Raw genomic sequence first — 19244 nt, forward strand, 5'->3', positions numbered from 1 at the left:
TTCCCAGGTGGCGAACCACAGATAACCCTCCGGCGTCTGGGCGATACCGTTGACCTGGTTGTGCGGCAGGCCGTCGCGGGTGGTCCAGACTTCGCGGGCGTAGGTCGCCAGCGATTTTTCTTCCAGCGCGGCGGCCGGCGCGACGGCGCCGAGCAGCAGGATAGGAACAGTCCCCAGGAAAGCCGCATCACGGCCCGCGCCTCACAGGCCACCCAACTTGCCCATGTGCTGGCGGTAATGCGCCAGTTCCTTCACCGACTCGCGGATGTCGGACAGGGCCGTGTGCGCGCCGACTTTGCTGAAGCCGTCCAGCAGTGTCGGCGCCCAGCGCCGCGCCAGTTCCTTCAGCGTCGAGACGTCGAGGTTGCGGTAATGGAAATAACGCTCCAGCCGCGGCATGTGCCGGACCAGGAAACGCCGGTCCTGGCAGATCGAGTTGCCGCAGATCGGCGACTTGCCGGCCGGCACCCAGTGGCTGAGGAATTCGACGGTCAGCGCTTCGGCCTGCGCCATGTTCACCTGGCTGTCGAGCACGCGCTTCCAGAGGCCGGATCGGCTGTGCGTGCCGCGGTTCCATTCGTCCATCGCGTGCAGGCGTTCCACCGGATGGTGGATGGCGAGCTCGGGCCCCTCGGCCAGGATGTTGAGCTGGCTGTCGGTGACCAGGGTGGCGATCTCCAGCACCGAGTCGGTGTCGGGATCGAGGCCGGTCATTTCCAGATCGATCCAGATCAGGTTCTGCTCGTGGGCGGGCATGCGCGGCTGGCGGCAGTGGGGATGGCCGCATCATACTTCAGCGTCGCCCGACGAGAGGCCCGCCGTGAACCCGCAGGAAGCCCTGGACCACTACCGCATCCTCACCTCGATGCTGGCCCCCGCCCTGCTGATGGCGGCGACCGGATCGCTGCTGGTGTCGGCCAATGCCCGCCTGGCCCGGGTGGTGGACCGGCTGCGGGCGATCATCGCGCAGCTCGACGGGGGCGACGAGTTGAGCCGGCCCGAACTCGAGGACCAGATCCTGCGCCACCGCCGCCGCGCCCACCTGGTGCTGCGTGCCTGCCTGATGCTGTACCTGGGCCTGGGCGCCTTCGTCGGCACCAGCCTGGCCCTGGCGGTGGATGCGCTGCTCGGTTTCCGCCTGCCCTACCTGCCCACCGGACTGGCCGTGGTCGGTGTGCTGGGCCTGCTGGGCGCCAGCCTGTACCTGGGACGCGAAGTCAGCCTGTCGGTGAAGAGTTTCGATGCCGAGCTCGACATCGAACTGGCGCGCCGCCGGCGTTGAGACGTCCGTGACAGCCAATTGTTCAGCACCGCCGTGGCAACGTTCCGGCATGCGCAGACCCTTGATGCTGTCGACCGTGTTGCTGCTGGCCGGGCTGGCGGATCCCGTGAGCGGCCGATGTGGGCGACCCTGCCCCCGACCCGCCCGCCTGCGTGATCCTGCTGCACGGCCTGGGCCGTACGTCCCTGTCCATGGCGCCGATGGCACGCGCACTCGAGGAGGCGGGGTACCTGACGGCCAACATCGGTTATCCCTCGCGCGAGCATCCGGTCGAGGTGCTGGCGGCTGATGCATTGCCGCGTGGCATAGCCGAATGCCGCCGGGCGGGAGGCAAGACCCTGCATATCGTCACCCACTCGATGGGCGGCATCCTGACGCGCTACTACCTGTCCCGGCACACGCTGCCGGATCTGGGGCGGGTGGTGATGCTGGGGCCGCCGAACCAGGGCAGCGCGGTGGCGGACCGTCTGATGGACCAGCGGGCCTATCGGATCTTCAATGGTCCGGCCGGACAGCAGTTGGGCACAGGGCCCGAGGGCATCGCGGCTCGTCTGGGGCCGGTGGAATTCCCCTGGGTGTGCTGGCTGGAAATGAACGCACGGTCGTGGATGCATTCCTCTCGGACGGTATCGAGGAAGCAAGCGACGGAAAGGTGACGGTAGACGAGGCCCGGGTGGAAGGCATGGCGGACTTCCGCGTTTTGCCGGCGAACCACACGTTCATCCTCTCTGATGATGAAGCGATCCGGCAGGTGAAGCATTTCCTTCGCGACGGTCGTTTCAGCGACCAGGCGCCGTGAATTTCCCGGGCGATCTGTCCGCGATCAGGCGGACTTGCCGCGCTTGCGGCGGAAATAGTCGGTCAGGCGCTGTCCGGCCTCTTCGGCCAGCAGGCCGCCCTGCACCGCCACCCGGTGGTTGTGCCGCGAATCGGTGAGCAGGTCGAACACGCTGCCGGCGGCGCCGGTCTTGGGATCCTTCGCGGCATAGACCACGCGCGCCACGCGGGCATGTACCAGGGCCATGGCGCACATCGCGCAGGGCTCCAGCGTGACGTAGAGCGTGCTGCCCAGCAGGCGGTGGTTGCGCCGCGCCACGCCGGCCCGGCGCAGGGCGACTATCTCGGCGTGCGCGGTCGGATCGAAGTCGATGATGTTGCGGTTGGAGCCTTCGGCCAGCAGTTGGCCGTCGGCGTCCACCAGCACCGCGCCGACCGGGACTTCGTCGTCCTCGCGTTCGGCGCGGTCGGCCAGCGCCAGGGCCTGGCGCATCCAGCGGGTGTCGTCTTCGCTGAAGTCAGGCTTGGGGCTCATCGGGTCATTCCCACTCGATGGTGGCGGGGGTTTGCCGCTGATGTCATAAACCACGCGAGAAACACCGCGCAACTCATTGATAATACGGCGAGAACAATCGTCTAGAAGTTCGTAAGGCAGGTGCGCCCAATGGGCCGTCATGAAGTCCACGGTCTCGACCGCGCGCAGCGCGATCACCCACTCATAGGCGCGCGCATCGCCGACCACGCCCACCGATTTCACCGGCAGGAAGACCGCGAAGGCCTGGCTGGTCTTGTCGTACCAGCCGGACTTGCGCAGTTCGTCGATGAAGATGGCGTCGGCCTTGGCCAGCAGTTCGGCGAACTCGGGTTTCACCTCGCCCAGGATGCGCACGCCCAGGCCCGGGCCCGGGAACGGATGCCGGTAGACCATCTCGCGCGGCAGGCCGAGTTCGACGCCGATGCGCCGCACCTCGTCCTTGAACAGCTCGCGCAGCGGCTCGACCAGGCCCAGCTTCATGTGCTCGGGCAGGCCGCCGACGTTGTGGTGGCTCTTGATCACGTGGGCCTTGCCGGTCTTGCTGCCGGCCGACTCGATCACGTCCGGGTAGATCGTGCCCTGCGCCAGCCACTTCACGTTGCGCAGCTTGGCCGACTCCTCCTCGAAGATCTCGACGAACAGGCGGCCGATGATCTTGCGCTTGGCTTCCGGCTCGTCCACGCCCTTGAGCGCGGCGAAATAACGCTCCGCGGCATTCACGCGGATCACCTTGACGCCCATGTGCTCGGCGAACATCGCCATCACCTGGTCGCCTTCCTGCCAGCGCAGCAGGCCGGTGTCCACGAACACGCAGGTCAGGCGTTCGCCGATGGCCTTGTGCAGAAGGGCGGCCACGACGGAAGAATCCACGCCACCCGACAGGCCCAGCAGCACCTCGTCCTCGCCCACCTGGGGTGCGCACGCGGGCGATCTGGTCCTCGATGATGTTGGCGGCGGTCCACAGCGTGCTGCAGCCGCAGATATCCACCGCGAAGCGGCGCAGCATCTGCTCACCCGACTTGGTATGGGTCACTTCCGGGTGGAACTGCACGCCATACCAGCGGCGACGCTCATCGGCCATGGCGATGATGTCCACCGACTCGGTGCGCGCCGCGATCTCGAAACCTTCCGGGACCTCGGTGACGCGGTCGCCGTGGCTCATCCACACGTCCAGGCGCGGCGGGCTGCCGGCATGGTCCTTCAGGCCATCGAGCAGCGCGCATTCGGCGGTGACCTCGACCTCGGCGTAGCCGAACTCGCGATGGTGCCCGCCCTCGACGTCGCCGCCCAGCTGCATCGCCATGGTCTGCATGCCGTAGCAGATGCCCAGGATCGGCACGCCGGCATCGAACACCTGCTGCGGTGCCCGCGGCGAACCTGCTTCGGTGGTCGACTCCGGACCGCCCGACAGGATGATGCCCTTGGCGCCATAGGCGGCGATCTCGGCCGGGTCGTGGTCCCAGGCCCAGATCTCGCAATAGACGCCGAATTCGCGGATGCGACGGGCGATCAGCTGGGTGTACTGCGCGCCGAAGTCGAGGATCAGGATCTTGTCGCTGTGGATGTCGGTCATGGGGTTCCGGTTCGCCATGTGAAGAGGGAGGCGCGTGGCCTCCCTCGTTTTGCTTCAGCCCGCGCGGTAGTTCGGCGGCTCTTTCGTGATCTGCACGTCATGCACATGCGCTTCGCGGGTGCCGGCATTGGTGACGCGCACGAACTTGGGCCGCGTGCGCATCTCCTCGATGCTCGAGCAACCCACGTATCCCATGGAGGCGCGCACGCCGCCCGCCAGCTGGTGCACGATGTTGCGCAGCAGGCCGCGGTAAGGCACGCGGCCCTCGATGCCTTCCGGCACCAGCTTGTCGGCGTCCGAGGCGTCCTGGAAATAACGGTCCTTGCTGCCCTGCTCCATCGCGCCCAGCGAACCCATGCCGCGGTAGCTCTTGTAGCTGCGGCCCTGGAACAGTTCGACCTCGCCCGGCGCTTCCTCGGTGCCGGCGAACAGGCCGCCGATCATGATCGAGCTGGCGCCGGCGACGAGCGCCTTGGCGATGTCGCCCGAATAGCGGATGCCGCCGTCGGCGATCAGCGGGATGCGGCCCTTGAGTGCCTCGGCCACCATGCCCACCGCGGTGATCTGCGGCACGCCCACGCCCGCCACGATGCGGGTGGTGCAGATGGAGCCCGGGCCCACGCCCACCTTCACCGCGTCGGCGCCGGCGTCGTACAGCGCCAGCGCGGCGTCGCCGGTGACGATGTTGCCGCCGATCACCTGCAGGTTCGGGAAGTTCTTCTTGACCCAGGCGACGCGGTCGAGCACGCCCTGCGAGTGGCCATGGGCGGTGTCGACAACGACCACGTCGACGCCCGCTGCAGCCAGCGCAGCGATGCGCGCCTCGGTGTCGCCGCCCACGCCGACCGCGGCGCCGACCAGCAACTGCTCGTCGGCGTCCTTGGCCGCGAACGGGTTGTCGCGCGCCTTCTGGATGTCCTTGACGGTGATCAGGCCGCGCAGTGCAAAGCTGTCGTCCACCACCAGCACCTTCTCGATGCGGTACTTGTGCATCAGCTGCAGCACTTCGTCGTCGGTCGCCCCTTCCCGCACCGTGACCAGCTTGTCCTTGCGGGTCATGATGTTGCGGACCGGGTCGTCGAGCTTCTTCTCGAAGCGCATGTCGCGGCTGGTCACCAGGCCCACCAGCTGGCCGCCGTCCACCACCGGCACGCCGGAGATGTTGCGGGCGCGGGTGAGCTTGATCACCTCGCCGATGGTGGTGTCGGGGCTGACGGTGAACGGCTCGCGGATCACGCCGGCCTCGAAGTTCTTCACCTGTGCCACGTGCGCGGCCTGCTGGGCCACCGACATGTTCTTGTGCAGGATGCCGATGCCGCCGAGCTGCGCCATGGCGATGGCCAGGCGGGCTTCGGTGACGGTGTCCATCGCGGCGGACACGATCGGCAGGTTCAGGGTGATGCCGCGCGTGAGCTGGGTGCTCAGGCTGACGTCCTTGGGCAGGACGATGGAGTGGGCGGGAACGAGGGAGACGTCGTCGAACGTCAGCGCTTCGGCCTGGATGCGCAGCATGGAGCGGCTCCGGGGTGTAGGAAGCGCGGCATTATAGCCCGCCCGGGCGGCCCGATGTCGCACCGGATGCAACGCTGTGGCGGTCAGAGCAGGCCCAGGCTCAGTGCCGGCCACCAGGTGATCAGGGCCACGGCCGCGCCCAGCACCAGCAGGAACGGCAGGCAGGCGCGCACCAGGGTGGTGACGGGTGCCCCGAAGCGGTACGAGGCGATGAACAGGTTCATGCCGACCGGCGGCGTGAAGTAGCCCAGCTGCAGGTTGGCCAGCATGACGATGCCCAGGTGCACCGGGTGGATGCCAAAACCGGCGGCGATCGGCAGCAGCAGCGGCGTCAGGATCACCACCGCCGAGAAGATGTCCAGCAGCATGCCCACCACCAGCAGGAACAGGTTGAGCAGCAGCAGGAACACCCAGGCGCTCTCGACATGCTCTTGCAGCAGGGCGAACAGGCGGGCCGGCACCTCCTGGTCCACCAGCCAGTTCGACAGCGCCAGGGCCGCCCCCAGGATCAGCAGGATGGCGCCGACCATGCGCATGGATTCGGCCATCACGCCGGGCAGGTCTGATAGAGATATTTCTTTTTTAATCAATACAGTTACAACAAGAACATAAAGTGCTGTCACAGCTGCAGCCTCGCTCGCCGCCAGCTGGCCCGAATAGATGCCCCCAGCACGATCACCGGCAGCGGCAGCTCCCAGGCGGTCTCCTTCAGCGCGGCCCAGAGCTCGCGGGGTCGAAGGCGTGGCGCGACTCCGGAATGCCCCGCCCGACCCACATCGCATGCCCCGACAGCAGCAGCACCATCAGCGCACCGGGCAACAGGCCGGCCAGGAACAGGTCGGGAATCGTCACCGCCGGGTCGCTGCCCATCTGGCCGGCCACGAAGCCGTAGAGGATCAGCGGCAGTGAAGGTGCGAACAGCAGGCCCAGGCTGCCGCCCGCCGTCACCAGGCCCAGGCTGTAACGTTCGCTGTAACCGGCCTGGCGCAGCGCCGGGTACAGCAGCGCGCCGAGCGCGACGATGGTGACGCCGGAGGCGCCGGTGAACGCGGTGAAGAACGCGCAGGCGACGATGGCGACGATGGCCAGGCCACCCGGCAGCCAACCCAGCAAGGCGTTCGAAAGCTGGACCAGGCGGCGTGGCGCGCGGCTTTCGCCCAGCAGGTAGCCGGCCAGCGTGAACAGGGGGATGGCGATCAGGCCCGGCATGTCGCCCAGGCGATAGAACTCGACGGCGACCACGATCAGGTCGTAGCCCGCCAGGTGGAAACCCAACAGCGCCACCGCCGCGATCACCGCGAACAGTGGCATGCCCAGGGCCGCCAGCAGCAGGATCAGCAGCAGGCCGAGGCCGAGGTTCATGCCCCACCCTCCTCGATCGTGCCCGGCGGCGGCGGTGTCATGGCGACCAGCAGGAAACGCAGCGCCATCAATCCGAAACCGGCCGGGAACACCAGCATCGGCAGCCAGCTCGGGATCCCGGCGACGAAGGGCACCGGCGCCTCCTGTTCCAGGCCGACCATGCCGGCACCGAGCCAGGCGAGCATGCCGGTGATCACGGCTGCCGACAGATGCGACAGCACCCATGCGACACGTTGCACCGCGGGCGGCAGCACCCGCGGCAAGGCATCGATGGCGATGTGTTTGCGCGCCCGGGTGGCGCCCAGGGCGCCGAGCAGGGCGAGCCAGAGCACACCGGCGCGGCTTACGGGCTCAGCCCAGTCCAGGCCGCTGTCGAAGAACATCCTCAAGGCGATCTGGGCCACCGACAGCAGCAGCAGGCTGCCGAGCAGGATCGCGAGCAGCAGGTCCTCGGCCCGGTGCAGGCGCTGCAGCCAGCGTTCCCGCATTCAGGGCGCCTTGCCGTTGGCCAGCGCCTGGCGTACGGCCGCCAGGATTTCGGGCGAGATCGATTTCTCGGCCTCCATTTCCGCGGTCACCCGGGTGCCCAGCGAACGCCAGCGCGCGGCTTCGGCCGGCTCCAGCGTGGTCACCACCAGGCCCTGCTTGCGCATCGCCGCCAGGGCCGAGACGTCGTCGCGGCGGACATTGGCGTCCATGCGCTGCGCGGCGCTGGCGAAGGCCTTGGCCAGCACCGCCTGGTCGGCCGCGCTGAGTTTCTGCCAGGCCTTTTCATCGACCACCAGATAACCGACCACGAAGGTCAACGGCAGGTCCACCATGGCCTTGAGCTTGCCGTGCCACTGCAGCGCGATGGCGCCGCTGGGCGTGTTCGCCACCGTGTCCACCATGCCGGTCTGCAGGCTGGTGAAGACATCGCCGATCGGCAGCGGGATCGGGCTGATGCCACCGAGCTTGAAGGTGCGGATGGCGATCTCGTCGTTCTGAGGCACCCACAGCTTGATGCCGGCCATGTCGGCCTGGCTGCGCAGCGGCTTGTCGCCCATGAGGTAGGCGAAACCGACGCCGGACACGCCGAGCATGCGCAGCCCGTGCTGCTGGAAGCCCTTGGCCAGCAGCGGGTCCACCGTCGGCCGCACGCGGTCCACCTCTTCCCAGGACTTGAACAGGAACGGCAGGCTGTAGACCGGCGCGTCCCGGTAGACCAGGGACAGTTCGCTGGCCGTCAGCACGCCGCCCTGCAGCTGGCCCAGGCGCATCTTGCGCAGCACCACCGCGTCGTTGCCCATCACGCCGCCGGGGTAGAACTTCACTTCGACCCGGCCGCCGGTGCCCTGCTTCACTTCGGCCGCTGCCGCGCGCAGTTCGCGCATCCAGGCCGAACCGTCCGGTGCCAGGGTGGCGACCTTGATGGTCTGTGCCGCCGCGGGCGCCACCAGCGCCAGCGACAGCAGCAGGGTGGACAGGGTGCGCATGATCCGGTGTGCCTTCACGACGGGGCCTCAGAAATAGTCCTTGCCGGATTCCACGAGCGCCTTCGCGCGTTCCTAGCCAGCACGTTCATCAACGTAAAACCCGGTTCGCGCGGGTCGGCGGCCTGCACTTCGACCAGCAGGCGGTCGTGCAGTTCCTGGTCGAACACCAGGCGGGCGTAGTACTCGGCCATCAGGGTCTTGGCATAGAGGTTGCGGCCGTCGCTCTGGGCGATCGCGGCTTCGAAATACTCGCGCCCGAGCTCGGGCTTGCCGCCGATGGCCTCCGGCCGCAGCGAATTGAGCACGCCCAGATACACGCGGGCCATACCGCGGGCATGGCCGGGGTCGATCGCCACCACCCGGTCGAGCAGTGCCTGGACCTTGGGCAGGTCGGCGATGGCGCCCCAGTCCTCGCTGTTGGACTGCAGGAACCCGGCCCAGGCGGCGGCCAGCGCGTACAGGCCCGCCACGTCCTTTTCTGGCGCCGCGGCCACGGCGGCCTGGAAGCCGGTGATGTCGCCGTCGAGGGCCTTGCACAGCGCGGCATCCTGCACGCACGTGCCGCGGCGGGCATAAGCCAGCGCCTTGGCCGACAGCCGTCGCGCGCGGTCCCTGTCGCTGCCGGTGAAGTTGCCGGCATAGGCGCCGTTGAGTTCGGCAGCAGCGAACAGTAGCGACTCCTTTCCGCCATCGCCCTTGCCGTCGTCGGCCACCAGGCCGTCGATCAGCAGCAGGTAGGCCGGCAGGCCGTCGCGCACCGTGGCCGGGTCGTCGCTGTTGAGCACGGCGCTGCCCAGTTGCGCCGCCAGGCGGTCGCCGGCGTTGCTGGCGATCGAAGCGCAGCCGCCCAGCGCCAGCATCAGCAGCGCGGGGGCGATCAGTCGCGTCGGTCGGTGGCGGAGCGTCGGCATGGCGTCAGTCTCCAGTCTGCGGTGTCAGTGTGACGTCTTTTCAGCGTCGAAAGCTTCGGCCGCCTCGAGGGTGTTCTGCATCAGGGTGGCCACCGTCATCGGGCCGACACCACCGGGCACGGGCGTGATCCAGGCCGCCCGCTGCGCGGCCGCCTCGAAACCCACGTCACCGACCAGCCGCCCGTCGTCCAGGCGGTTGATGCCCACGTCGATCACCACGGCGCCGGGTTTGACCCACTCACCCGGCACCAGGCCGGGCCGTCCCACGGCGACGACCAGGATGTCCGCCTCGCGCACGTGCCGTTCCAGCACATCGCGCGGGGTGAACTTGTGGCAACTGGTGGTGGTGCAGCCGGCGATCAGCAGTTCCAGCGCCATCGGCCGGCCGACGTGGTTGCTGACGCCGACGATGGTGGCGCTCTGCCCGCGCACGGGCCGGTCGGTGTAGGCCAGCAGGGTGGTGATGCCGCGCGGCGTGCAGGGGCGCAGGCCGAACTGGCGCAGGGCCAGGTGGCCGACGTTCTCGGATGGAAGCCGTCCACGTCCTTGCGCGGGTCGATGCGGTGGATCAGCCAGGTCGCGTCGCGGTTCCCGGGTAGCGGCAACTGCACCAGGATGCCGTGGATGGCCGGGTCGGCGTTGAGGCGGTCGATCAGAGCGGCCAGTTCGTCGTCCGTGGTGTGCGCCGGCAGGTCGTAATCGATCGCGCGGATGCCGACCTTCTTGGCGGCACGGCGCTTGTTGCGCACGTACACTGACGAGGCCGGGTCTTCGCCCACCAGCACCACGGCCAGGCCGGGCGCCGGCTTGCCGGCGGCCAGGCGGACCTGCACGCGGCGGGCCAGGTCGTCGAGCAGGGCGTCGGCGATGCCTTTGCCGTCGAGGATGCGGGCGCTCATGGGGCTCCGGTTTCTGGGGGAGGTTGGGCGCACAATGCACCCTCGCGAGCCGCGATTATCCCCGAAGCCTTCCCTGCCCCGCCACATGACCGACAACACCGCCCTCGAAGCCGCCGCTTTCCGCCGCCTGGTCCAGCACCTGCAGCAGCGCAGCGACGTGCAGAACATCGACCTGATGATCCTCGCCGGCTTCTGCCGCAACTGCCTGTCGAACTGGTACCAGGAGGCCGCCGAGGCCGCCGGGACGCCCATCGGCAAGGACGAAGCACGCGAACGCATCTATGGGATGCCCTTCGCTGAATGGAAGCGCCTGCACCAGCCGGACGCCACGCCCGAACAGCTGGCGGCTTTCGAAGCCGCCCAGCGCAGGCACGGCGCATAAAAAACGCCCCGGGGTGACCGGGGCGTTGAAATCCCACTGACGGGAAAGAGATCGTTGGGCTCAGGCGCGCTTGCGGCTGCGCCTGGCGGCCGGGCGCGTCGTGCGCTTGGCGGTGCGGGCGGTACGCTTCCTGGCCGGCGCCTTGGCACCGAGCTTGACCAGGACCGGCGCGAAACGGGCCTCGAATTCGGCCTGGGCGAGCTGGGCGAACTGGGCGGCCTGCTTCTGCACCGGCGCGATCCTGGTTTTCGCCTGCTTGCGGAACTTCGCAACGCGGTTGCCGGCCTCGCGGGCGGCGGCTTCGGCGCGGCTGCGCAGGTCATCGGCGCCGGTGGCCAGGCCGTCCACCGATTTCAGGGCCTGCTTGCGGCACAGGGACACGGCGCCGAGGCCGGCCAGCAGAACGGCGCGCGGGCTCAGTTCGGTCTTGGTCTTGGTCTTGCGGACGCTGCGGCGGGTGGTTCGGGTACGGGTCATGGCAAGCCTCGTGACGGGTGGCCAGGGTGGCCGGTCTCGCCAGCGAGTCTGTCCGCCGCCCCTTGAGCATTCACACTAAGTCGGAGGCTTGCGGCGCGCCTGTCGCCGGGACATTCTGGCCGTCTTTCCAGGGGAGCGCGACGATGGCCGCCAAGAAATCCAGTTGGGCCCGGTTTCCCCACGACGCCAAGGCCTACGACTACGCCGGCGACAAGCTCAAGAAGGCCTGGCCAGCGCTCCACGCCGGCGACACCGAAGCCTTTCCCGACGACAAGCGCGCCGCCGCGCTGATCAAGGCCGCCGGCAAGGCCGCACCCAAGGGCCTGGACGCCGCCGCGCTGGCGGAAGCGCTGCAGGACGCCTGGCGGGCTTTCCACCGCGGCGATTTCCAGCAGGCCTTCGAGGCCGGCGAGGCGCTGGGGCCGGTTGGCGCCTCCGTCGCCTGCAAGGCGCTCGGCATCCACGCCACCTACCCGGTGGACGACGAGGCCGAGCAGCTCAAGCGCTACGAGCAGGTCGGCAAGCTCGCCGAGGCCGCCATCGCCGCCCTGCCCGGCGAAGCCAACAGCCACTATCGCTTTGCCTTCGGCATGGGCCGATACAGCCAGGGCATCAGCATCGCCAAGGCGCTGAAGATGGGACTGGCCGGCAAGGTGCGCAAGGCGCTCGAGGCCACGCTGGAACTGTCGCCCAAACACGCCGAGGCGCACACGGCGCTGGGCCTTTACCACGCCGAGATCATCGCCAAGATCGGCGCCCTGGTCGGCGGCATGACCTACGGCGCCAAGGCCTCGGAGGCAGAGAAGCACCTCGCCACCGCGCTCAAGCTGACCCCCGACTCGCCGATCGCCCATATCGAGCACGGCAACCTGCTGCTGTTGCTGCACGGGGACAAGAAGGAAGACGCGGCAGCCGCGGCCTTCGAGAAGGCCGGCAAGCTCAAGGCCCGGGACGCGATGGAGAAGCTGGACGCGGAGTTCGCGAAGTCGCAGCTGGAATGAGCCGCCCGGCGGCCGGAAAGAAAAAGCCGGGCAATGCCCGGCTTTTCTCTGGAACTGGTGGGCGGTACAGGGCTTGAACCTGTGACCCTCGCCGTGTGAAAGCGATGCTCTACCGCTGAGCTAACCGCCCGGAAGAGGACGCGAATCTTACGCGGCCGGCCCCGATCCGGTCAAGAACAGGCCTACTGCAGCTTGCTGGCCTGCATCTGGCTGACCATGGCCGGGGCCGCGAATGTGTCGGGCCGCGCCTGATCCCAGAAGACCTTGAACACGGCATGGTCCGGGATGGTTTCCAGCAGTTCGCCCGGCCGCACGAAGTGGTGCAGCTTGGCCAGCGAACGGACTTCCGTCGATGAAATGCGCCGGATGATGTGCTCGGGACCCAGCTGGCTCGGATGCTGCAGGCCGGCAGCCGCCAGCAGCTCCTTGAGCGCGATCACCGTGTTGCGGTGGAAGTTGAACACCCGGGTGGACTTGATGGTCGGGTCGAGGCCGGCCTGTCGGTTCGGGTCCTGGGTGGCCACGCCGGTCGGGCAGCGGTCGGTATGGCAGGCCTGCGACTGGATGCAGCCGAGCGAGAACATGAATCCACGCGCGGCATTGCACCAGTCCGCGCCCAGCGCCATCGTCCGGGCGATGTCGAAACCGGTGACGACCTTGCCGGCCGCACCGATCTTGACCCGCGGCCGCAGGTTCAGGCCGACGAGGGTGTTGTGCACCAGCATCAGCGCCTCGCGCATCGGCGCACCGACGTGGTCGGTGAACTCCAGCGGCGCCGCGCCTGTGCCGCCTTCGCCGCCGTCCACGACGATGAAGTCGGGAAGGATCCGGGTCTCGTGCATGGCCTTGGCAATGGCGAACCATTCTAAGGGATGGCCGATGGCCAGTTTGAAACCGGTCGGCTTGCCGCCGGACAGCTCGCGCAGGCGATCCACGAACTGCAGCAGTTCGATCGGCGTCGAAAACGCCGTGTGCGAGGCCGGCGAATGGCATTCCACGCCCTGTGGCACGCCACGGGCCTCGGCGATCTCGGCGCTGACCTTGGCGCCCGGCAGGATGCCGCCCTGCCCCGGCTTCGCACCCTGCGACAGCTTGACCTCGATCATCTTGACCTGGGGTCACGTGCATTGGCGGTGAACTTGTCGGCATCGAAACGGCCGGCGTCGTCGCGGCAGCCGAAATAACCCGATCCGATTTCCCACACCAGGTCGCCGCCGTTCTCGCGGTGGTAGCGCGAAATCGAGCCTTCGCCGGTGTCGTGGTAGAAGCCGCCCAGCTTCGCGCCGTGATTGAGCGCGCGGATGGCGTTGGCCGACAGCGAACCGAAGCTCATGGCCGAAATGTTGAATACGCTGGCCGAATACGGCTGCGCACGGCCTTCGCCGACGGTGATGCGGAAATCGTGCGAGTCGATCTGCGACGGACGCAGCGAGTGGTTCATCCACTCGTACTTGTCGGTGTAGACGTCGCGCTGTGTGCCGAACGGGCGTTTGTCGAGTACGTCCTTGGCGCGCTGGTAGATGATGGAGCGCTGCTGGCGCGAGAACGGCAGCTCGACGGTGTCGGATTCGATGAAGTACTGGCGGATCTCGGGCCCGATCGCCTCGAGCCCGTAGCGGAAATGCGCCGTCACCGGGAAGTTGCGCCGCAGCGCCTGCTTGCGCTGCAGCAGGTCCCATGTCCCCAGCAGCGACAGCGAACCGAAGATCACCAGGCCCCAGGCCGCTACCGGTGTCCAACCAAGGGCGAACCCCGAGACCACGGTGAGCAGCAGGCAAATCGCGAATACCCAATAACGCGAAGGCAGCATCTTCTACTCCCGGTCAGGTTGGCTTGCTGGTCGCACGTCCCCACGCAGCATGCAGCTGATGGTGCCCGGGGTGGGAGTCGAACCCACATGGCCTTGCGGCCGGGGGATTTTAAGTCCCATGCGTCTACCAGTTCCGCCACCCGGGCCTGTCCGCAGTGTGCCGCAAGCCCGTACCGGCCGCCAGAAAACAAAAGCCCCGCCGGAGCGGGGCTTTCGAACTGGAGGCCGAGGTCGGAATTGAACCGGCGTACGCGGATTTGCAGTCCGCTGCATAACCACTCTGCCACCCGGCCAATTTCTTTCGCGTCAAGCATTTAGCGGGGTCAAATCGTCCACCGCTGGAAAACGTGCCTAGACACACGAGGAGCAGGCGCGAAGTATGCCCAACCAAATCAAGCGAAACAAGCCAAACGACCCCAAATCGGGGTGCTGAGGTCACCGGAGCGACAGCTCGACTCTCTTCTTTAGGAGGGCCAGGTCCCCCTCCTCCATCGTTGGACTCAAGCGATTGTCGGGGCCACTGAAATACGCATAGCCACTGTTGTCGGCATGCTTCCGAATGTGGCCAAGCGTCACTCCCGAACGCTGGACTGCAAGGGACCAGCCACCTAGAAGGTCTCTTTCTTCAAACGTGACCATAGCTTCTCCAATGAACTCGCCAGATGGAATTATCTGAAGCTCAGGCCTCTGTCGCTAGACTGCTTCAAACGCCTTATTCAAATGACGGGCAACCACACCTCTCAGACGCCACGACACGGTGACACCAACCCCAAGGCAGCAGAGCCAGAGAAACAATGAAGCACGGTACAACGCCGGAAATGAATAGGGCGGGCGATCAAACAACGCCGCAAAGTCGTGCAGAAAAGCGTAGGAGATTGTGTAGTGAATCTCTGAGGTGAAGATGCCGAAGCGACTCCACGGCCTCGACTCCAACAGGAGCATCGCGAGCGTGATGAGTGAGCCGAGGGCAAATGCTAAGAGACGGAGCTTCTTGTCGTCCATGCAACTGACTCGCCCTATTTGGCTTCTAGATAGCCAAGCTTCCGGCCGGTTACCGACTGCTCAATCGCCAAGCCAATGTTAGGCACAGTCGCTATAAGTCATTGATTAAACGTTGATTTATATCGATTTGCAGTCCGCTGCATAACCACTCTGCCACCCGGCCGGGAAGCGTTGCCGGAAGCTTAGCGCGTCCGGCGGCGGTTGCCACCGCCTGAAAAAACAAAACCCCGGCGGGCGGGGTTTTGTCTGGAACTGGAGCGGGAAACGAGACTCGAACTCGCGACCCCGACCTTGGCAAGGTCGTGCTCTACCAACTGAGCTATTCCCGCAAGAGACGCGCATTTTGGGGGAACGGCCCCATGGGTGTCAACACCCCGGCACGGATTTTGCCGGGCCCCGGTTCAGCCCTTGCGCCGCATGGTCGGCCAGGCCGCGTGCAGGTAGTCGAAACCCGACCACAGCGTCAGCGCCGCGGCGATCGCCAGCAGCCATTCGCCGATGTGGAATACCGGCAGCCCGAACAGGTCCTCCTGGAACAGCAGGCAACTGATCGCGGTCATCTGCACGATGGTCTTGAGCTTGCCCAGCCCCGCGACTTTCACCAGGCCGTGCGCGCCCATCTGCGCCATCCATTCGCGCAGCGCCGAGATGGTGATCTCGCGGCCGATGATGATGGCACTCAGCAGCGCCATCCACGGCGTGTCGTGGCGTTCGACCACCAGCAGCAGCGCGAAGGCCACGGTGAGTTTGTCCGCCACAGGATCGAGGAACGCGCCGAAGGCCGAATACATGCCGTAACGCCGGGCGATCCAGCCGTCGAGCCAGTCGGTCATGGCGCCGAAGATGAAGATCGCCGCCGCCGCGATGTTGGTCCAGCCGTAAGGCAGGTAGAAAACGATGACCAGCACCGGGATCAGCACGATCCGGAACAGGGTCAGCATGGTCGGAATGGTCAGGGTCACGGGGTTCCCGTCAGGACTCGTTCTGGGGGATTGTGGCTCAAGTCCGTGCAGCGCGGCGTAGATGCGCTGGGCCAGGGCCGCATTGACGCCCTCGACGCGGGCGATTTCCTCGATGCCGGCGGACTTCAGCCCCGCCAGCCCGCCGAAATGTTTGAGCAGGCTGGCACGCCGGCGCGGGCCGATGCCGGGGATGTCCTGCAGGCGGCTGGTCTCGCGCGTTTTCTGCCGTTTGCCGCGATGGCCGGTGATGGCGAAGCGGTGCGCTTCATCGCGCACCTGCTGCACCAGCTGCAGGCCGGGCGATGCGGCTCCGGGACGCAGTTCGCGCCCGTCGGGCAGCACCAGCGCCTCGTGGCCGGCACGCCGCGCCTCACCCTTGGCCACGCCGACCATGGCCACGCCCTGTACGCCGAGCTCATCCAGCACGGCACGGGCCTGGGACAGCTGGCCGGCGCCACCGTCGATCAACAGCAGGTCGGGCAGCACGCCCTCCTCCACCCCGCGCTTGAAGCGGCGTTCCAGCGCCTGGTGCATGGCGGCGTAGTCGTCGCCGGGTTCGATGCCGGTGATGTTGAAGCGCCGGTACTGGCCGCGCACCGGGCCCTCCGCGTCGAACACGACGCAGGACGCGACGGTCGCCTCGCCCATCGTGTGGCTGATGTCGAAACATTCGATGCGCTTGGGCGGTTCGGAAAGTTCCAGCAGCTCCTGCAGCGACGCCAGCCGCGCGCGCTGGCTGGCGCTGCTGGCGAGGTCGGTCGCCAGCGCCAGGGCGGCGTTCTGGCGGGCGATGTCGAGGTAGCGCGCCCGCTCGCCGCGCACCGAAGTCTTGATCTCGACCTTGCGCCCGGCCTGGGCCGTGAACACTTCGGTCAGAAGTTCGACATCGGCGATCGCATGGCTCAGCACCACCTCGCGCGGTGGCCGCTGTTCCAGGTAGTACTGGGCCACGAAGGCGCCCAGCACTTCCTCGGCGCTCTCGGCGCCATTGGCCTTGGGGAAGAAACTGCGCGTGCCCTGGTTCAGGCCGTTGCGGAAGGCCATCAGCAGCACGCAGGCCGCGCCCTGTTCGAGCACGCAGGCCAGCACGTCCATCTCCACCTGCTCGCCCTCGACGTACTGGCGGGCCTGGATCTTGCGGACGCCGGCTATCTGGTCGCGAAGCAGCGCCGCCTGTTCGAAATCCAGGCGTTTGCTGGCTTCCTCCATGGACCGGCCCAGTTCGTCCACCAGTTCGGTGCTGCGGCCCTCGAGGAACAACGCCGCCCGGCGCACGGTGGCGTCGTAGTCGCGGGTCGCCACCAGGCCGACGCAGGGCGCACTGCAGCGGCCGATCTGGTGCTGCAGGCAGGGCCGGCTGCGGTTGCGGAAAACGCTGTCTTCGCAGCTGCGCAGCTTGAACAGTTTGAACATCAGGTCCAGCGTCTCGCGCACGGCGCCGCTGCTCGGGTATGGCCCGAAATAACGTCCCGGCAGCGAACGTGGCCCGCGGTGGAAACCCAGCCGTGGCCAGGTCTCGTCGGTCAGCAGGATGTGCGGGTAACTCTTGTCGTCGCGCAGCAGCACGTTGTAACGCGGCCGCAGCGACTTGATCAGCTGGTTCTCCAGGATCAGCGCCTCGGCCTCGGTGCGCGTCACCGTGACTTCGATGGCGGCGATCTGCGCCACCATCAGGGCGATGCGCCGCGACGGCAGGTCCTTGAGGAAATAACTGCCGACGCGCTTCTTGAGCGACGCGGCCTTGCCGACGTAGAGCACCGCCCCGTCGGCACCCAGCATGCGGTACACGCCCGGCGCGGGCGTCAGGTCGCGCACGAAGGCCTTGCCGTCGAAAGGCGTGGCGGTACGGTCGTCCGGCTTCATTCGCCGATCGGCAGGCGGCCCAGCTTGCCGCTGCCCAGGTCATAGCGCAGCACTTCGTGGGCACCGCTGTTGGCGATCCACAGGGAGCCGGCGCCGGCCGCCAGTGCGCCGGGCTGGTCCAGCGGCTGCGGCAAGTCGTGCGTGCTCATCTCGCCGCCGCCCAGGCGCAGCTTGCGCAGGCTGCCGTTGTAGCTGTCCACCACCCACAGCAGCGGCGAACCGGGGTCCAGGGCGAGGGCCATCGGCAACTGCATGCGGGCGTCGCGACGCTGGCCGTCGTGTTCGCCGAATTCGTACAGGCCCTGCCCCACCAGGGTCTGGACTTGCCTGGGTGATCTGGACAGCGCGGATCGCCGACGTGGCCGAGTCGGCGACGTAGAGCGTCTGCTGCACCTGCGCCAGCCCGGCGGGGTGCGCGAACATCGCATTGCGCACCGGGCCATCCAGGATGCCGAGCTCACCACTGCCGGCCAGCAGCTTCAAACGGGTCTGCGAAAGATCGTATTCCCAGATCTGGTTGCTGCCGGCCATCGCGATGAACAGCCGGTCCTGGCTGCCGGTGACATCCCAGGGCTGGTTGAGGGGCAACCGTGCCGCCGCTTCATTGGCGCCTTCGCGCACCTGGCCGGGACGGCCGTTGCCGAGCACGGTCTCGACCGCGCCGTCGAGCAGCCGGATGCGGCGCAGGGCATGGTTGCCGGTATCGGCGACGTACAGCGCCTCGCGCACCAGGCACAGGCCGCGTGGATTGCGGAAGGCGGCGTCTTCGGGCGGACCGTCCACCAGGTCGCCGTGGCCGGTGCCGAACTCGCGCAGGATGCGGCCCGAATGCGTGCATTCGAGGATGCGGTGGTGGCCGGTGTCGGCGACGTAGAGATGGTTCTCGCCCACCGCGAGGCCCGAGGGGAAGGCCAGCGGCAGGCGCGGTTCGGCGCCGCTGCGGCGGCCGGGCTGGGCGGGCACCACGGCGCCGCCCACTTCGTCGATCAGGTTGGTGATGGCGGCGTCCAGCGCCGCGCCCTGGTGGTCGCCGGCCAGCACCTGGCGCAGGCGGCCGCGGGTGTCGATCAGCGCCACCGAGGGCCAGGACTGGATGCCGTAGTGCTGCCAGGTGGTCCAGGCACGGTCGTTCGCCACCGGGAACGGCACGCCGAGGCGGTTGGCGGTCTTGAGCACCAGGCGGCCATCGAGTTCGGAATCGAACTTGGGCTGGTGGATGCCGACCAGGGACAGGCCGAGCGGGAAACGCGCCTGCAGCCGCACCAGCTCGTCGATCAGGTTGTGGCAGTAGGCCGAGCTGGCGTTCCAGAACACCAGGGCCAGCACGCGTCCGCGATGGCCGGCGATGGCCTGCGGCTCGGCGTTGAGCCACTGCAGGCTCGGCAGCAGTTCGGGAGCGGCGGTGGCGGCCTGCGACATGG

General features: G+C 67.6%; 16 protein-coding genes, 4 tRNA genes and 6 pseudogenes. 5 read left to right on the forward strand and 21 right to left on the reverse strand.

Annotation, left to right across the window (positions count from 1 at the left end; translation table 11 throughout):
* Positions 1-9: 9 nt before the first annotated feature.
* Both FRZ33_RS17755 and orn read right to left on the reverse strand, forming a co-directional pair.
* Positions 10-177: pseudogene (locus tag FRZ33_RS17755) on the reverse strand (two-component regulator propeller domain-containing protein); the annotation flags it as partial.
* Positions 178-201: 24 nt separating this feature from the next.
* A complete protein-coding gene (gene orn / locus FRZ33_RS10775) occupies positions 202-756 on the reverse strand; it encodes an oligoribonuclease (protein WP_146909592.1) in 555 nt (184 codons plus the stop codon).
* A gap of 64 nt (positions 757-820) precedes the next feature.
* Here orn and FRZ33_RS10780 point away from each other — a divergent pair, with 64 nt between their 5' ends.
* The 3 genes from FRZ33_RS10780 to FRZ33_RS16335 all read left to right on the forward strand — a co-directional run bounded on the left by FRZ33_RS10780 (position 821) and on the right by FRZ33_RS16335 (position 2081).
* Positions 821-1282, forward strand: coding sequence for a DUF2721 domain-containing protein (locus tag FRZ33_RS10780; protein ID WP_158637197.1), 462 nt, complete (start codon positions 821-823; stop codon positions 1280-1282).
* Positions 1283-1434: 152 nt separating this feature from the next.
* Positions 1435-1938, forward strand: a complete 504-nt coding sequence (locus FRZ33_RS10785) for an esterase/lipase family protein (protein ID WP_227977797.1) — start codon at positions 1435-1437, stop codon at positions 1936-1938.
* On the forward strand, positions 1935-2081 hold the full coding sequence (locus FRZ33_RS16335) for a hypothetical protein (protein ID WP_227977799.1): 147 nt from the start codon (positions 1935-1937) through the stop codon (positions 2079-2081). Before FRZ33_RS10785 ends, FRZ33_RS16335 begins: the two co-directional genes overlap by 4 nt.
* A gap of 24 nt (positions 2082-2105) precedes the next feature.
* On the opposite strand, the gene tadA is transcribed toward FRZ33_RS16335, so the two are convergent.
* From tadA to folD, 9 genes and pseudogenes are all read right to left on the reverse strand, one after another.
* On the reverse strand, positions 2106-2594 hold the full coding sequence (gene tadA / locus FRZ33_RS10790; protein ID WP_146909595.1) for a tRNA adenosine(34) deaminase TadA: 489 nt from the start codon (positions 2592-2594) through the stop codon (positions 2106-2108).
* 4 nt (positions 2595-2598) lie between these two features.
* Positions 2599-4167: pseudogene (guaA, locus tag FRZ33_RS10795) on the reverse strand (glutamine-hydrolyzing GMP synthase).
* Positions 4168-4221: 54 nt separating this feature from the next.
* On the reverse strand, positions 4222-5679 hold the full coding sequence (gene guaB, locus FRZ33_RS10800) for an IMP dehydrogenase (RefSeq protein ID WP_146909597.1): 1458 nt from the start codon (positions 5677-5679) through the stop codon (positions 4222-4224).
* A gap of 83 nt (positions 5680-5762) precedes the next feature.
* Complete coding sequence (locus tag FRZ33_RS16990; protein WP_265468612.1) at positions 5763-6461, reverse strand: TRAP transporter large permease subunit; 699 nt, start codon at positions 6459-6461, stop codon at positions 5763-5765.
* Positions 6388-7041: a TRAP transporter large permease subunit gene (locus FRZ33_RS16995; RefSeq protein ID WP_265468613.1), complete on the reverse strand. Its 654-nt coding sequence runs from the start codon at positions 7039-7041 to the stop codon at positions 6388-6390. The genes FRZ33_RS16990 and FRZ33_RS16995 overlap by 74 nt, the downstream gene beginning before the upstream one ends.
* Positions 7038-7529, reverse strand: coding sequence for a TRAP transporter small permease (locus FRZ33_RS10810; RefSeq protein ID WP_146909599.1), 492 nt, complete (start codon positions 7527-7529; stop codon positions 7038-7040). The genes FRZ33_RS16995 and FRZ33_RS10810 overlap by 4 nt, the downstream gene beginning before the upstream one ends.
* Positions 7530-8516: a TRAP transporter substrate-binding protein DctP gene (gene dctP, locus FRZ33_RS10815; RefSeq protein WP_146909601.1), complete on the reverse strand. Its 987-nt coding sequence runs from the start codon at positions 8514-8516 to the stop codon at positions 7530-7532. It abuts the gene before it with no gap.
* Between the two features lie 14 nt (positions 8517-8530).
* Positions 8531-9427 carry a TRAP transporter TatT component family protein gene (locus tag FRZ33_RS10820; protein WP_146909603.1) on the reverse strand — a complete coding sequence of 299 codons (897 nt, stop codon included), beginning with the start codon at positions 9425-9427 and terminating at the stop codon, positions 8531-8533.
* Positions 9428-9451: 24 nt separating this feature from the next.
* Positions 9452-10326: pseudogene (folD, locus tag FRZ33_RS10825) on the reverse strand (bifunctional methylenetetrahydrofolate dehydrogenase/methenyltetrahydrofolate cyclohydrolase FolD).
* A gap of 85 nt (positions 10327-10411) precedes the next feature.
* On the opposite strand from folD, the gene FRZ33_RS10830 reads away from it, so the two are divergent.
* Positions 10412-10708: a DUF1244 domain-containing protein gene (locus FRZ33_RS10830; RefSeq protein ID WP_146909605.1), complete on the forward strand. Its 297-nt coding sequence runs from the start codon at positions 10412-10414 to the stop codon at positions 10706-10708.
* A 60-nt stretch (positions 10709-10768) separates the two neighbouring features.
* Here the strand turns inward: FRZ33_RS10830 and FRZ33_RS10835 are convergent, their stop codons facing one another.
* Positions 10769-11185 carry a hypothetical protein gene (locus tag FRZ33_RS10835; protein ID WP_146909607.1) on the reverse strand — a complete coding sequence of 139 codons (417 nt, stop codon included), beginning with the start codon at positions 11183-11185 and terminating at the stop codon, positions 10769-10771.
* A 143-nt stretch (positions 11186-11328) separates the two neighbouring features.
* Between FRZ33_RS10835 and FRZ33_RS10840 the strand changes: the two genes are divergently transcribed.
* Positions 11329-12186: a tetratricopeptide repeat protein gene (locus FRZ33_RS10840; protein WP_146909609.1), complete on the forward strand. Its 858-nt coding sequence runs from the start codon at positions 11329-11331 to the stop codon at positions 12184-12186.
* A 55-nt stretch (positions 12187-12241) separates the two neighbouring features.
* Here the strand turns inward: FRZ33_RS10840 and FRZ33_RS10845 are convergent.
* The 9 genes and pseudogenes from FRZ33_RS10845 to FRZ33_RS10880 form a co-directional block, all read right to left on the reverse strand.
* Positions 12242-12316, reverse strand: a tRNA-Val gene (locus FRZ33_RS10845).
* Positions 12317-12368: 52 nt separating this feature from the next.
* Positions 12369-13996, reverse strand: a pseudogene (locus FRZ33_RS10850) (FMN-binding glutamate synthase family protein).
* A 59-nt stretch (positions 13997-14055) separates the two neighbouring features.
* Positions 14056-14142, reverse strand: a tRNA-Leu gene (locus tag FRZ33_RS10855).
* Between the two features lie 73 nt (positions 14143-14215).
* Positions 14216-14289: transfer RNA gene (locus FRZ33_RS10860), tRNA-Cys, on the reverse strand.
* Positions 14290-14689: 400 nt separating this feature from the next.
* A complete protein-coding gene (locus tag FRZ33_RS10865; protein ID WP_146909610.1) occupies positions 14690-14998 on the reverse strand; it encodes a hypothetical protein in 309 nt (102 codons plus the stop codon).
* A gap of 253 nt (positions 14999-15251) precedes the next feature.
* Positions 15252-15327: transfer RNA gene (locus FRZ33_RS10870), tRNA-Gly, on the reverse strand.
* A 72-nt stretch (positions 15328-15399) separates the two neighbouring features.
* Complete coding sequence (gene pgsA / locus FRZ33_RS16340; RefSeq protein WP_174755028.1) at positions 15400-15960, reverse strand: CDP-diacylglycerol--glycerol-3-phosphate 3-phosphatidyltransferase; 561 nt, start codon at positions 15958-15960, stop codon at positions 15400-15402.
* 54 nt (positions 15961-16014) lie between these two features.
* A pseudogene (gene uvrC / locus FRZ33_RS10875) lies at positions 16015-17823 on the reverse strand (excinuclease ABC subunit UvrC); the annotation flags it as partial.
* Positions 17820-19242, reverse strand: a pseudogene (locus FRZ33_RS10880) (hypothetical protein). The pseudogenes FRZ33_RS10880 and uvrC, both read right to left, overlap by 4 nt.
* Positions 19243-19244 lie beyond the last annotated feature (2 nt).

The organism is Arenimonas daejeonensis, assembly GCF_007993735.1.
Classification (GTDB): domain Bacteria; phylum Pseudomonadota; class Gammaproteobacteria; order Xanthomonadales; family Xanthomonadaceae; genus Arenimonas; species Arenimonas daejeonensis.

Coding starts and splice junctions, on each gene's coding strand:
- orn (WP_146909592.1), bottom strand. CDS start 756: ATGCCCGCCCACGAGCAGAACCTGATCTGGATCGATCTGGAAATGACC.
- tadA (WP_146909595.1), bottom strand. CDS start 2,594: ATGAGCCCCAAGCCTGACTTCAGCGAAGACGACACCCGCTGGATGCGC.
- guaB (WP_146909597.1), bottom strand. CDS start 5,679: ATGCTGCGCATCCAGGCCGAAGCGCTGACGTTCGACGACGTCTCCCTC.
- FRZ33_RS16990 (WP_265468612.1), bottom strand. CDS start 6,461: ATGCGATGTGGGTCGGGCGGGGCATTCCGGAGTCGCGCCACGCCTTCG.
- FRZ33_RS16995 (WP_265468613.1), bottom strand. CDS start 7,041: ATGAACCTCGGCCTCGGCCTGCTGCTGATCCTGCTGCTGGCGGCCCTG.
- FRZ33_RS10810 (WP_146909599.1), bottom strand. CDS start 7,529: ATGCGGGAACGCTGGCTGCAGCGCCTGCACCGGGCCGAGGACCTGCTG.
- dctP (WP_146909601.1), bottom strand. CDS start 8,516: ATGCGCACCCTGTCCACCCTGCTGCTGTCGCTGGCGCTGGTGGCGCCC.
- FRZ33_RS10820 (WP_146909603.1), bottom strand. CDS start 9,427: ATGCCGACGCTCCGCCACCGACCGACGCGACTGATCGCCCCCGCGCTG.
- FRZ33_RS10830 (WP_146909605.1), top strand. CDS start 10,412: ATGACCGACAACACCGCCCTCGAAGCCGCCGCTTTCCGCCGCCTGGTC.
- FRZ33_RS10835 (WP_146909607.1), bottom strand. CDS start 11,185: ATGACCCGTACCCGAACCACCCGCCGCAGCGTCCGCAAGACCAAGACC.
- FRZ33_RS10840 (WP_146909609.1), top strand. CDS start 11,329: ATGGCCGCCAAGAAATCCAGTTGGGCCCGGTTTCCCCACGACGCCAAG.
- FRZ33_RS10865 (WP_146909610.1), bottom strand. CDS start 14,998: ATGGACGACAAGAAGCTCCGTCTCTTAGCATTTGCCCTCGGCTCACTC.